Here is a 13,680-nt window from a genome sequence, read left to right on the forward strand (position 1 = left end):
GTCTAGCAAAATCATCAGAGCGGCTGAGGGCGGGAACGCCTCCAGCCTCACGGAATTCAGACTATGCGGGCAGGGCACCCTGCGCCACAGCGCAGGGTGAAAGAACAATGATCCGGCTTACGTTCGGGACTAACACAACCGCTGGCTGCCAGAACGGGCTTGCCCGGCAGCAGGGAGGACTCTGATCATGGCAGCTTCAGACGTGCTGACAACCGCGCTCAACGGAGCAAATATCGCGTATCTGGCGGACCTGTATGCCCGCTGGGCGCAGGACCCCAAAAGCGTTGACCCCTCATTCGATACGCTTTTTGGCTCTCTGGATGATGATGAAGCCGCAGTGCTGAAAGACGCCGTGGGGGCCTCCTGGGCGCCACGCCCGTCCATCATCACGGGGGAAGAGCCTGCTGCTCCGGCTAAAGGCGGAGCAGGCAGTGCTGCAGGCGGACTGGCCGCCACGGACAGTCTGGCCATTGCCCGGCTGATCCGCGCCTTCCGCGTTTACGGGCATCAGGAAGCCCGGCTGGACCCGCTGGGCCTCCGCGTGCCGCACGCCACACCGGAACTGGACCCGGCGACCTACGGCTTTGCACAGAAAGATCTGGGCCGCGAAGTCTATATCGGTTCCCTCATGGCGCCGCTGCTGAAAGGCCGCACCACGGCCAAAGTCAGTGAAGTGGTGGAGGCACTCCGGGCCGTCTATTGCGACACAATCGGCGCGGAATATGTGTATGCCCGCAATGCCGAACAGCGCGACTGGCTCCGCAACCGTCTGGAAGGCGACCAGTGGCGCCAGACCGTGACGGTAGATGAGCAGAAAGCCATCCTGAAAAACCTGACGGAAGCGGAAGGTTTTGAATCCTTCTGCCAGAAACGCTACGTCGGCGCGAAGCGCTTTGGCCTTGAGGGCGGGGAAATTTCCATTCCCTCCCTGCACGCCATTATTGATCAGGCCGCTGCACAGGGCGTCACTTCTGTCACCATCGGCATGGCGCATCGCGGGCGTCTGAACACGCTGGTGAACGTGGTCCGCAAACCGTATGTGGCGATCTTCAATGAATTTGCCGGTGGGTCTTTCAAACCGGATGATGTGGCGGGTTCAGGGGATGTGAAATACCATCTCGGCTCCTCCACGGATGTGGAAGTGGGCGGAAAGTCCGTCCATATCTCCCTGCAACCCAACCCGTCCCATCTGGAAGCAGTGGACCCTGTGGTGTGCGGCAAGGTGCGCGCCATTCAGGATGATAGCGGGGATACGGAAACCCGCGGGAGCCATATGGGCATTGTCATCCACGGGGATGCTGCCTTTGCCGGGCAAGGGGTGGTGTATGAAACACTCTCTATGTCCCAGCTTCCCGGTTACCGCACGGGCGGCACCATCCATATGGTGGTGAACAATCAGGTCGGCTTCACGACGGACCCGAAAAACGGCCACTCCGGTATTTACGGCACGGACGTTGCCAAAGCGATTGAAGCCCCGGTCCTGCATGTCAACGGTGATGATGCCGAGGCGGTGATTTACGTCTCTCGTCTGGCGCAGGATTACCGGCAGGCTTTTGCCAGTGACATTGTGCTGGATATCGTCTGCTACCGTCGCCACGGGCACAATGAAACGGATGAACCTGCCTTCACGCAGCCCGTGATGTATAAAGCCATTGCCGAGCATGAAACGCCGCATACGCTTTATGCAAAACGCCTTGTGCAGGCTGGTGTTGTGACAGATGAGGATGTGAAGAGCCAGTGGGATGCCTTCTTCCAGAAACTGGATGAAGACTACAAGGCCGCACAATCCTATAAGGTGAACAAGGCGGACTGGCTTGAAGGCGGCTGGGCCGGGCTGATTGCCCCCACAACCGGTAAAGTGGAATCTGCTTATCCGGAAACGGGTGTGGCGGTTGAAACGCTCCAGAAAATTGGTTCTGCCATAACGCAGGTTCCGGGTGATTTTGACCTCAATTCCAAAATCGCACGCCAGCTTAAAGCAAAAGCCGGGATGTTCTCCTCCGGGGAAGGGTTTGACTGGGCTACGGGTGAGGCTCTGGGCTTTGGTTCGCTGCTGCTGGAAAAACACCGTGTGCGTCTGTCTGGTGAAGATTGCCAGCGCGGCACGTTCAGCCAGCGTCATGCAACACTGATTGACCAGACCAACCAGACCCCCTTCACACCGCTGAACCATATTGATGGTGAGCAGGCCAAAATTGAAATCTGGAACTCATTCCTTTCAGAATATGGCGTGCTGGGTTTTGAGTATGGCTACTCCCTGCGCAACCCCAAAACGCTGGTGCTGTGGGAAGCGCAGTTTGGCGACTTTGCTAACTGCGCACAGGTGATTATCGACCAGTTTATTGCCTCGGGTGAAACCAAATGGCTGCGGATGTCCGGTCTGGTCATGCTGCTGCCGCATGGGTACGAAGGGCAGGGACCGGAACATTCTTCCGCACGGCTTGAGCGGTATCTCCAGCTTTGCGCTGAAGACAATATGTTTGTGTGCAACATCACAACCCCGGCCAACTACTTCCATGCGCTGCGCCGCCAGTTGAAGCTGGATTACCGTAAACCCCTGATTGTGATGGAGCCGAAATCTCTGCTCCGCCACAAGCTGGCCATTTCCGCCCTGTCCGACTTCGGGCCGGGGACACGCTTCCAGCCAGTGCTGGCGGATGTGAATGACCCGCAGGACGATGGCCTGGTGGCCGATGCGCAGATCAGGCGCGTCGTGATCTGCTCTGGCAAGGTCTATTATGATCTGCTGGCCGCACGCCGGGAAAACACACTGAAGGACGTTGCCATCCTGCGTCTGGAACAACTCTACCCGTTCCCGGAAGCAGCCCTCGCCGCCGAGCTGAAGCGTTATCCTGAAGCCGAGGTGATCTGGTGCCAGGAAGAAACGGAAAATGGCGGGGCGTGGCATTTTGTTGATCGCCGGATTGAAAATGCGCTTCAGGCCGCGCAGCATAAGGCGGGCCGCCCGCGTTATGTGGGCCGTGCCGCGGCTGCCAGCCCGGCAACAGGTCTGGCGCGCATCCATGCGGCAGAGCAGGCGAACCTTGTGGAAAGGGCCTTGGGTTTGAAGAAAACGGACTGAAAACAGACCATCTGAAAAGACCGCCTGCCCGGAAATGGCAGGCATGACAGCCCGGCAGATCTGCAAAAAGAGACGTTTCTGCCGGGGAGTGTTTGAAGGAAATGGGGATATAGGATGTCAGTCGAAATCAAGGTGCCGACACTGGGTGAAAGCGTAACAACCGCCACGGTGGCAAAATGGCTGAAAAAAGCCGGAGATACCGTGGCCGCTGATGAGCCGATTGTTGAGCTTGAAACCGACAAGGTGAGCGTGGAAGTTCCGGCACCGCAGGCGGGTGTGCTGGGCGCGGAAGTGGCCAAGGTGGGGGATGAAGTGGAAGTTGGCGCCCTGCTGACCACACTGGAGCCCGGTGGCGCTGGCGCTGCAAAACCGGCTGCCAAGGCAGCCCCGGCTGAAAAGAAAGAAGCCCCCGCCGCAGCTCCGGCTGCTCCTGCCCCTGCTGCTAAAGCGGCTCCGGCGGCTGCGCCGTCTGTCGATGCCGCTGCCGCCCTGCCTGCAGCCCGCAAGATCATGGCGGAAAACGGCCTGAGCGCGGAACAGGTTGGGTCTGGCACGGGGAAAGATGGCCGGATTACCAAAGGCGATGTTCTGGGCTTCCTGTCCCAGCCGCCGGTGGCTCAGGCCCCTGCCGCCCCCAAACCCGCCCGTAATGATGACCCGCGTGAAGAACGCGTGAAGATGACGCGCCTGCGCCGCACCATCGCCCGTCGCCTGAAAGACGCGCAGAATACGGCTGCCATCCTGACGACCTTTAACGAGGTTGATCTGTCCGAAGCTATGGCGCTGCGGAAGGAATATCAGGACGCATTTGTGAAAAAGCATGGTGTGAAGCTGGGCTTTATGTCCATCTTCTCCCGCGCTGTGATTGCCGCACTGAAGGAATTCCCGGCGATTAACGCTGAAATTGACGGCGATGACGTGATCTATCGCGACTTCGTCAATCTCGGAATTGCCGTGGGTGGCCCCAACGGGCTGGTCGTGCCGGTGATCAAAAATGCCGACACGCTGAACTATGCGGAAATTGAAAAAACCATTGCAGGCTTCGGGAAGGCCGCGCGGGAAGGCACGCTCAAGATTGATGATCTGGCTGGCGGCACCTTCTCCATCACCAATGGCGGGATTTACGGCTCCCTGCTGTCCACGCCCATTCTGAATGCGCCGCAGTCCGGTATTCTGGGCATGCACTCCATTCAGGAACGTCCGGTGGCCGTGAACGGACAGGTGGTTATCCGCCCGATGATGTATATTGCGCTGTCTTATGATCATCGCATTGTGGACGGCAAAGAGGCTGTCAGCTTCCTTGTCCGCATCAAGCAGAATGTGGAAGACCCCCGCCGTCTTCTGATTGACGTCTGAGAGTGATGGGGGCTGGCTGAAAAACCTCAGCCAGCCTTTTTCTTTTTCTGCCCCTGAACGTAAACGAGAGCAAAGCCATGCCGATTGAAATCAAGGTTCCGTCCCTTGGAGAAAGTGTCACCACCGCTACTATCGGGAAATGGCTCAAGCAGCCGGGCGACGCTGTGAAAGCGGACGAGCCGGTTGTTGAGCTGGAAACCGATAAAGTGAGCGTGGAAGTGCCTGCTCCGGCAGATGGTCGGCTGGCGGCGCATGCCGTTGCGGAAGGGGATGAAGTTGCTGTAGGGGCCGTGCTGGCCACACTGGAGCAGGGCGCTGCCGGGGCATCCGCCCCGGCACAGGCCAAGTCTGCCCCGGCGGATAAAGCTGAAAAACCTGCTGCGGCCCCGGCTGCGGCGAAACCGGCAGCCGCCGCACCGCAGGCAGAAGCCCCCGCGCAGACGGATTATGATGTTGTGGTGATTGGCGCTGGCCCCGGTGGCTATGTGTGTGCCATTCGCGCCGCACAGCTTGGCTTTAAGGTAGCCTGCGTGGAAAAACGCGCCACACTGGGCGGCACCTGCCTGAATGTGGGTTGTATTCCGTCCAAGGCGCTGTTGCAGTCTTCTGAAAACTACCATGCCGCAGGCCATGATTTTGCAGCGCATGGTGTGGTGATTGACAGCGTGAAGCTGGATCTGGCCCGCATGCAGGCCCGCAAGGCTGAGATTGTAGGCGCCAACGTGAAAGGGGTTGAATACCTCTTCAAGAAAAACGGCATCACCTGGCTCAAAGGCCACGGCAAGGTAGAAGGCACGGGCCGCCTTTCGGTTGACGGCAAGCCGGTCACGGCAAAACACATCATCATCGCCAGCGGCAGTGACAGTGCAAACCTGCCGGGCATTGAGGTGGATGAAAAAACCATCGTGACCTCAACCGGCGCGCTGGAGCTTTCTGAAGTGCCGAAGCGTCTGGTGGTGATCGGCGGTGGCGTGATTGGTCTGGAACTGGGCAGCGTGTGGCAGCGTCTTGGCGCTGAGGTCACGGTGATTGAGTATCTGAACCGTCTGGTGCCGGGCACGGATAACGAGGTGGCGTCCCAGTTCCAGAAACTGCTGGTTAAGCAGGGCTTTAAGCTCAAGCTGGGCCATAAGGTGACCAAAGCAGAAAAAACCAAAAAAGGCGTCGTGCTGAGCGTCGAACCCGCTGCTGGTGGCGCGGTGGAAACGCTGGAGGCAGACATTGTGCTTCTGGCTGTTGGCCGCACGGCTGCCAGCAAGGGCATGGGGCTGGAAGAGGCTGGCATTGAGCTGGACAAACGCGGCCGCGTTGTAACGGACGCCCATTTTGCTACCAATGTTCCGGGCATTTACGCCATTGGGGACGTGATTGCCGGACCGATGCTGGCACACAAAGCAGAAGAAGAAGGCGTGGCTCTGGCTGAAATTCTGGCCGGTCAGGCCGGGCATGTGAATTATGACGCCATTCCGGGCGTGATCTACACATGGCCGGAAGTGGCGTCCGTCGGCTTTACGGAAGAGCAGCTTAAGGAAAAAGGCACGACCTACAAAACCGGCAAATTCCCCTTCATGGCTAATGGCCGTGCGCGGGCGCTGGGCATGACGGACGGATTCGTTAAAGTGCTGGCCTGTGAGAAAACAGACCGCGTTCTGGGCGTGCACATTATTGGTCCGTGCGCGGGTGAACTGATTGCCGAAGCAACGATGGCCATTGAATTTGGTGCGTCTGCCGAGGATATCGGTCGTGTGTGCCATGCTCACCCGACGCTGAGCGAAGCCGTGAAGGAAGCAGCTCTGGGTGCGGACAACCGGTCCATCAATATTTGACAATTTCCCTCCTGCGGGAAGGGGTGCCATAATCTCTCCTGCTAATTAGGGCAGGAGAGACGTGGTATGTCAGGGGCAAAGGGTCCGACACTCCTTTTTATTGCCGGCAGTTTGCTCCTTGTGCCGGGACTTGCGTGTGCTACCGGGGCGGCTCAGGCTGTTTCTGCACCGCCAGTCGGGCAGGCGGGTGGTCAGCCCGCACAGGCTGATCAGGAAGGGGCTCCGTCCCCTCCGCTCACTCCGGCGGAACCGGTGCTGAAAGAAGCACCACCCCTGCCGGAAATCCCTGTTCTGAATGAAGAAGACGCCCGCGCGGAAGCCACGCGGCTGAACAGCGCCTTCCGGCATGAAGTGCCGGTGGCGCTCAAAGTGTCCTCCGCCCAGAAAGCGGCGTGGATTGCTTTGGCGAAGGAGCAGATTCAGCAGGCGTCTTTCCCACTGGATCGCCCGCAGGTTGTGCTAGTGGTAGACCGCAACCCCGCCGTGCAGCGTATGTGCCTGATGCTGGCTCTGCCGGGCCAGTCAGACTGGCAGGTGATTGGCAGTACCAAAGTCTCCACGGGGACAACTGGCCGCAAATTCTATTACATCACCCCAACCGGCGTGTTTATCAACACGGCGGATATTCTCGGCTACCGGGCGCTGGGTACCAAAAACGAGAACGGCATTATGGGGAACGGCACCAAGGGCATGCGTGTGTGGGATTTCGGCTGGCAATGGGCTGAAAAAGGCTGGCTGCCTGTCCCGCGTGAAAAAGGCCAGATCCGGCTGGAAATGCACGCAACTGACCCTGTCTATCTGGAAAGCCGCCTTGGCCATGTGGCGTCTGAAGGCTGTATCCGTATCCCATCGTCCCTGAATGTGTTTATCGACAAACATGGTCTGATTGATGTGGAAGACGAGCAGATGGCGGTGATTGATAACCGCTTCCGTGCTCTTCTGCGGCCTGACCGGGTAGCGACCCCGCTGGCAGGCTCAGCCGTGATTGTGGTGGATAGTGCCAGCATGCCTGATCTGGCTCAGGTGACGATCAGCGAGAACAAACCCCCGGCCCGGCATCCGGCGCAGCAGACGCATAGCTGAGGGAGGGCGTGGCGCTGTCCGTCAGATCTGACTGACAGGCCGCCAGATGGAGGCGCATACAGGAGCGGATGCGCACAAAAGGGCACTTAAAAAAAGCTCTTTATGAACGCTTTATAAAAAAGGGGCGTGCGAGGTTTCTCCCCGCACGCCCCTTTTGTTTCCATCCGGACTGTAAGGCTTACAGGCCAGCAGGAACCTTGCCGCCGTTGGCAGCCAGTTTGGCGCGCACTTCCTTGATCAGCCAGATGTTCATGGCTGCGGAATCATCCGTGCTGCCCGTGTAGCCCAGTTCTGCGGCCAGCTTCTTGCGGGCATCCAGAGAGCTGTCCAGCCCCAGCAGCTTCAGCAGGTCCACAATGGACTCTTTCCAGTTCAGGTTCTGGCCGTTCTGGGCAGCCAGACCCGTCAGGACGGCATCAATATCCACCGGAGCAGCCGGAGCGGCGGCCGCGGCATCTGCCGGGGTTGCCGGAGCAGCAGCCTGCGTGGCGGGCGCGCCAGCCGGAGCGGCGGACGGCGTAGCCGCATTGGCGTGGTGGAAAATGGAGGAAAGAATTGTGCCGAAAATGCTCATTTCAAAAGTCCTTTTGCAGCAGACAATGTCCAGCCGCACACACGGGAAGTGTGCTGGCGGGCTGAACCATCTTCTTACAAACAATACACCAATAGGGATGGTTGCAAAGAATGATGATGAAGGTTTTGCATATCGGGGGAGCATTCCCTGCCTGCCAGATAGGCAGAGCAGGGCCATGCGGTGCGGAGGAGACACAGCGGCCAGCCAGAAAAGCTGAGGGCCGCCGGTCTGCTCCGGGTCGTTTTAGTAGCGGTATTCTTCGTGCTTGAACGGGCCGTTGACCGGCACGTCGATATAGTCAGCCTGCTTCTGAGACATTTTGCTCAGATGCGCGCCAACCTTGGCAAGGTGCAGGAAGGCCACTTTTTCATCCAGCTTTTTGGGCAGGGTGTAGACTTTGGCTTCGTACTTACCTTCCGGCGCAGTCCACAGTTCGATCTGGGCCAGCGTCTGGTTGGTGAAGGAGGCAGACATCACGAAGGACGGGTGGCCCGTGGCGTTGCCAAGGTTCACCAGACGGCCTTCGGACAGGATGATCAGGCGCTTGCCATCGGGGAACACAACTTCGTCCACCTGCGGCTTGATGTTGTCCCACGTGAAGTTGCGCAGGGCACCGATCTGAATTTCAGAGTCGAAGTGGCCGATATTGCAGACAATCGCGCGGTGCTTCATGGCGCGCATGTGGTCCAGCGTGATGACGTCCACGTTGCCGGTTGCCGTCACGAAGATGTCGCCACGGGGAGCAGCTTCTTCCATGGTGACGACTTCATAGCCTTCCATGGCGGCCTGAAGGGCGCAGATCGGGTCAACTTCCGTCACCAGCACGCGGCAGCCTGCGTTGCGCAGGGAGGCCGCAGAGCCTTTACCCACGTCACCATAGCCAGCCACAACGGCAACCTTACCGGCCATCATCACGTCCGTACCACGGCGGATGGCGTCCACAAGGCTTTCACGGCAGCCGTACAGGTTGTCGAACTTGGACTTGGTAACGCTGTCATTCACGTTGATGGCCGGAACCTTCAGCGTGCCTTTTTTCTGCATTTCCCACAGGCGATGCACGCCTGTTGTCGTTTCTTCAGACAGGCCCTTCACGTTCTTCAGCAGTTCCGGGAACTTGTCATGCATCATAACGGTGAGGTCACCGCCATCATCCAGAATCATGTTCGGGGTCCAGCCATCCGGGCCCTGAATGGTCTGCTCAATGCACCAGTTGAATTCGTCTTCCGTCAGGCCTTTCCATGCGAACACGGGGATGCCAGCCGCAGCAATGGCAGCCGCAGCCTGATCCTGCGTGGAGAAGATGTTGCAGGAAGACCAGCGCACCGTGGCACCCAGAGCCGTCAGGGTTTCAATCAGCACCGCGGTCTGGATGGTCATGTGCAGGCAGCCCGCAATGCGTGCGCCCTTCAGCGGCTGGCTGGCGCCGTATTCCTCACGGAGCGCCATCAGGCCGGGCATTTCGCCTTCGGCAATGGAAATTTCCTTGCGGCCCCACTCAGCGAGCGAAAGGTCTTTAACCTTGTAATCGGTCATGATTGTCCTGCTTCCTGATCAAAATCGAGGGTTTCTATACAGGGTGGGAGGCAGGCAGGCCAGCCGTAACCCGCATCCTTCGTGTGGAAAGCTGTGGCATAGCTTGCAAGACAGGCTGTTTTCTGGTCTCCACAGGGCAGTTTATCCTTCTGAATTTCGCTGGTCTGGCTCGCTCATGGCTTTGCTTCGCTCCATCCTGTTCAATGTTCTGGCCTTTGTGCTGACCCTGCTGATGGGGGTGGGGGCCTTTCCCATCCGCTGGTTCGCCAAAAGGCTGGCGCTGCCTTATGCCAAGCTGTGGAGCCGGCTGGTGCTCATGCTGTTCCGCGATATCTGCGGCGTGGAAGTGCGGATTACCGGGCTGGAAAATCTGGCGCAGACGGGGGGCGGTCCGCTGCTGATAGCCTCCCAGCATCAGTCCGCGTTTGATACGCTGATCTGGATGTTGCTTGTGCCGTATCCCTCCTATGTGATGAAGGGGGAGCTGCGCCGCATTCCGCTGCTTGGGCCGATGCTCATTCTGGCGGGCATGATGCCTATTGAGCGCGCAGCCGGGGCCAAAGCCATGCGCGCCCTGCTGCGGGAGACTGAAAAGGCGGTCGAAGCAGGCAAGCAGATTATCATTTTCCCTGAAGGTACACGCACAACGCCCGGAGAGCATGTACCGCTTAAACCCGGCATTGCAGCCATGGCAGCACATGCCAGACTGCCGGTTGTGCCGGTCGCCACCAATTCCGGCCTGTTCTGGGGGCGGAATGCCTTCCTGAAGCGTTCGGGCGTGCTGCATGTTGCCATAGGCGCACCGCTGGCTCCGGCGAACAGAAAGCTTCTGCTGGGTGAGATTGAAACGAGCTGGCGTGGGCTGGAACAGGCGTTTGCAGCACAGGACCGGACGATTGAGGGGCAGGGTGTGTCCTCAGGGGGATAAGTCAGACAATCCTGTGGATAACTTTGTGGATGGGATGGGCTGTGTCTGGAGTGTGCTGAGGTAAATCGCAGTATTTCCTGCCGTATTCCAGTAAAGCCTGCGGCCAATACTGATGGGGTGGAATAGGTGATTTTTATTGAAAAACAAGAAAACCCTTAAAAAATAAAGACATTTCAAAATTTAAATTTTTATGACTATGTGTCTGAAAACTGTCATGTTTACGACATAATTCTACGCGCGGCAGTCTGCTTTACGCAGCAGTTCATGTGGACGAAATCCCTGTTTGTCTAAAAAATCTGCCGGACCCGACTGGTCTTCAGGCGCAGAGACACGGGGCGCAGGCCTGTATTCAAGAAGACATGAAAGTCTGGTAAGGTCGCTCTGTTCTTCGCTCAACCAGAGTTTTTCATGCCTCAGATGATGCCCGCAGCACAGCTTCCGCCCTTCCTGCTGCGGAATGCCCGGCTTCTGCCAAACCGGGATGATATTCTGCCACTCCTGCCCCGGCATGCCGTGATTGCGGAAGTGGGGGTGATGACGGGTGATTTTTCAAAGAAAATTCTGGATATCTGCGAGCCGCGCCTGTTTTACGCGCTGGATATTTTTAATGTGCATGAACTGCCGGAGGTCTGGGGGCGGCCATCGGCGGAAATGTTCGCTCATAAAACCCAGCAGGCTTTTTATGAATCCCGCTTTGCGGAAGACATCGCCCGTGGGCAGGTAAAGGTTCTGGCTGGTGATAGCGGCGTCATGCTGGAACATCTGCCCGACAAGGGTGTGGACGTGATTTATCTCGATGCTGACCATAATTATCAGGCTGTGGTGCGGGATCTGGAAATCTGTGAACGCAAGCTGAAACCCCATACCGGCCTGCTGATCCTGAATGATTACATCATGGCGGATGGCGGAGGCCCGTATGGCGTGATTCAGGCTGCGCATGAATTCATGCTGCGTCACGGCTGGGAAATGGTCATTTTTGCGCTTCAGGACTACATGTATTGTGATGTTGTTTTGCGCAAACACCCAGCCACCCGCCCGCGCCGTATTCTGCAAAGGCTGGTGCAGAAACTGGGATATACCAAACTGGGGCGCTTCTGAGTGCGGAAGGTTGCCCTCTGGCTGGGCTGCGGCTGTGCGACCGGTCTGGTGGTGCAAACTGCGCTGTGGTGGGGTGGCATCCGGCTTCTGGAACAGCGTCTGTTGCATGTGGGAACTGGTGGCGGTGCCAGTATCCGTGCAGGTTATGATCCCGGTCTGAACAGATTTGCAGGACGAAAGGGAGATGCAGCGCAGTCTGGTGCAGCACATAACACTGATGCAGAGCCGTCTGGCGGGTGTTTGGTGGTGTCTCAGACCAGAAAACATGCAGGCTGGCCGTTCCGGGCGCGGGTTGTGCTGGAGGCTGTGCGGGTGACGTGCGCGGGGGTGTCTGGCGGTGCCGGTCTGTCTTACGCTGTTCGCCAGGCGTCGCTGGAACTGGCACTCTGGCACCCGTTGACCGTGCAGGGCACGCTGGAGGGGGGGCAGGCTTTTGCCTCCCTGCCAGCCCAAGGCTCTGGAATGGCCCGGCAAGGTGCTCTGCTGCTTCGCACAGATGGCGCACCGCTCCGAATTTCTCTGCCGTTACGCGCGGCGCAGACCGGTGCCGTGCGGTTCAGCACAGACTTTCTGCATCTGGTGCCACAAAGAGGGGCAGCGGAGGCGCATCCGGTTACGGCGCGCGGCGTGAGCGGGACACTTGTCTGGAATAGCCATGCGACGACGCAGGCCAGCGCTCTTGCCCTGTCATTCACGGCGCAGCGTGCTGTGGTGGCGCCATGGGCAGAGTCTGTGGACGCTGTGCAGGGGGCTGTCGCCATTCCCGGCCCAGCCGACAGACTTGCAGCCTTGTGGGATACCGCAGATGCGACACCCTCAGCCCCCTCAGCGTCTTCCGGTTCTTTTGCGGGCGATGCTGCCCTGCTGCCACAACCGGCGGATGCATCTCAGTCCGCAGGGCCAGCAGAGTATACGGAGATTCTGGTGCAGCATCTGGCCGGACGCTGGCGGGGGCTAGGGGTTTCATGGTCTGGGCGGCTGGTTATGGCTCCCGGCGGCGCACCATTGGGGGAAACATGGCTGACCCTGAGCGCCTGGCGACCTTTTCTGGCGCGCTTGCAGCAGGATAAAACGCTCAGCCCGGCTCAGATGGCCCTTCTGTCCCGCCTGACAGATCAGCTTGAGGCGCGCACGGGCGGCACGGAAGGTCCGCTCAGTGTGCCCTTGCAGGTGAGAGACGGGGCCGTGCAATTCGCGGGGGTCCCGCTGTTATCCGTGCTGGCGACGTTGCATGGAGCATCTCTGTCCGGGGCTGGCACACCCTGAGCCGGTCCACCCTGATTGTGAGGGGCGAGGGTCTGTAGCGACTGTCAGGCTCTTAAAAGATTGAATCATCAGGTCCTGTCGGGGCCTTGGGGGCTACGTGTGCCGCCACGGTAGCGAATGTGGCGGCCTGCACGTTAGAATGTATCTTTCTCCCGCCGTAATCTGGCGAGGGTTGGCACGTCTGGGGCGCGCAGGAACGGGTTTGTGGCGCGTTCTTCTCCAAGAGTGGAGGGCACTGTAGCCTGACCTACCGCGCGCAGACGTTTGACTTCAGCGATGCGCGCTTTCAGAGCTGCGTTGTCTGGCTCTGCGTGGAGAGCGAAGGCGCAGTTTCCTTCAGTATATTCATGGCCGCAGCAGACAAGGGTTTCATCCGGCAGCGGGGCAAAGCGCTTGAGGCTTGTAAAAAGCTGCTCTGCTGTTCCTTCAAACAGACGGCCACACCCCAGACTGAACAGCGTATCCCCGCAGAACAGGGTTGGCGGGTCTGCAAAATAATAGCTGATATGGCCCAGCGTATGGCCCGGCACGGCTAGCACCCGGCCTTCAGACTGGCCAACAGCCAGTGTGTCCTTGTCATGCATCGGGATGTCCAGCGCAGGCATGCGCGCCTGTTCCGATACCGGACCAGCCACGCGGGCATTATAGCGGGCGCGGAGGGCATCCGTACCGCCTACATGGTCGGCATGGTGATGCGTGAGCAGAATCAGATCCAGCCTGCTACCGGTTTCCTCCAGAACAGCCTCAATCGGGGCGGCTTCTCCGGGGTCTACAATGGCGGTGCAGCCGGTGGCTGTGTCCCGCAGGAGCCAGCTATAATTGTCTGACAAAACCGGAATGGCGCGGGTTTGAAGAGACATGCGGCAATTCTTCCTGAACAGCGTTTGAAAAGAGGCAGTCTGTAGAAACATCTGGTACGGCTGGCACGTGGAAA

Annotated in this window: 10 protein-coding genes; 7 read left to right on the top strand and 3 right to left on the bottom strand. The window is 58.8% G+C overall.

Going from position 1 to position 13,680, the window contains the following annotated elements; translation table 11 throughout:
* The first annotated feature begins 187 nt into the window (after window positions 1–187).
* From JK199_RS03530 to JK199_RS03545, 4 genes are all read left to right on the top strand, one after another.
* Complete coding sequence (locus tag JK199_RS03530) at window positions 188–3,082, top strand: 2-oxoglutarate dehydrogenase E1 component (protein ID WP_212373903.1); 2,895 nt, start codon at window positions 188–190, stop codon at window positions 3,080–3,082.
* A gap of 114 nt (window positions 3,083–3,196) precedes the next feature.
* A complete protein-coding gene (gene odhB / locus JK199_RS03535) occupies window positions 3,197–4,438 on the top strand; it encodes a 2-oxoglutarate dehydrogenase complex dihydrolipoyllysine-residue succinyltransferase (RefSeq protein WP_086655448.1) in 1,242 nt (413 codons plus the stop codon).
* A 77-nt stretch (window positions 4,439–4,515) separates the two neighbouring features.
* A complete protein-coding gene (gene lpdA / locus JK199_RS03540; protein ID WP_077930210.1) occupies window positions 4,516–6,264 on the top strand; it encodes a dihydrolipoyl dehydrogenase in 1,749 nt (582 codons plus the stop codon).
* 66 nt (window positions 6,265–6,330) lie between these two features.
* Window positions 6,331–7,347, top strand: a complete 1,017-nt coding sequence (locus JK199_RS03545) for a L,D-transpeptidase (protein ID WP_244984866.1) — start codon at window positions 6,331–6,333, stop codon at window positions 7,345–7,347.
* A 178-nt stretch (window positions 7,348–7,525) separates the two neighbouring features.
* Here JK199_RS03545 and JK199_RS03550 read toward each other — a convergent pair whose 3' ends face one another.
* Window positions 7,526–7,921: a DUF3597 domain-containing protein gene (locus tag JK199_RS03550; RefSeq protein WP_077930208.1), complete on the bottom strand. Its 396-nt coding sequence runs from the start codon at window positions 7,919–7,921 to the stop codon at window positions 7,526–7,528.
* A 243-nt stretch (window positions 7,922–8,164) separates the two neighbouring features.
* On the bottom strand, window positions 8,165–9,454 hold the full coding sequence (gene ahcY, locus JK199_RS03555) for an adenosylhomocysteinase (RefSeq protein ID WP_025829164.1): 1,290 nt from the start codon (window positions 9,452–9,454) through the stop codon (window positions 8,165–8,167).
* A 175-nt stretch (window positions 9,455–9,629) separates the two neighbouring features.
* Here ahcY and JK199_RS03560 point away from each other — a divergent pair, with 175 nt between their 5' ends.
* From JK199_RS03560 to JK199_RS03570, 3 genes are all read left to right on the top strand, one after another.
* Window positions 9,630–10,382: a lysophospholipid acyltransferase family protein gene (locus tag JK199_RS03560; RefSeq protein WP_212373905.1), complete on the top strand. Its 753-nt coding sequence runs from the start codon at window positions 9,630–9,632 to the stop codon at window positions 10,380–10,382.
* 408 nt (window positions 10,383–10,790) lie between these two features.
* Window positions 10,791–11,480 carry a class I SAM-dependent methyltransferase gene (locus tag JK199_RS03565; RefSeq protein ID WP_212373906.1) on the top strand — a complete coding sequence of 230 codons (690 nt, stop codon included), beginning with the start codon at window positions 10,791–10,793 and terminating at the stop codon, window positions 11,478–11,480.
* Window positions 11,481–12,746 carry a DUF2125 domain-containing protein gene (locus tag JK199_RS03570; RefSeq protein WP_212373908.1) on the top strand — a complete coding sequence of 422 codons (1,266 nt, stop codon included), beginning with the start codon at window positions 11,481–11,483 and terminating at the stop codon, window positions 12,744–12,746.
* 134 nt (window positions 12,747–12,880) lie between these two features.
* Here JK199_RS03570 and gloB read toward each other — a convergent pair whose 3' ends face one another.
* Window positions 12,881–13,606, bottom strand: a complete 726-nt coding sequence (gene gloB, locus JK199_RS03575) for a hydroxyacylglutathione hydrolase (protein ID WP_212373909.1) — start codon at window positions 13,604–13,606, stop codon at window positions 12,881–12,883.
* Window positions 13,607–13,680: the final 74 nt, after the last annotated feature.

The sequence above is a fragment of the Acetobacter persici genome (assembly GCF_018256955.1).
Taxonomy (GTDB): domain Bacteria; phylum Pseudomonadota; class Alphaproteobacteria; order Acetobacterales; family Acetobacteraceae; genus Acetobacter; species Acetobacter persici.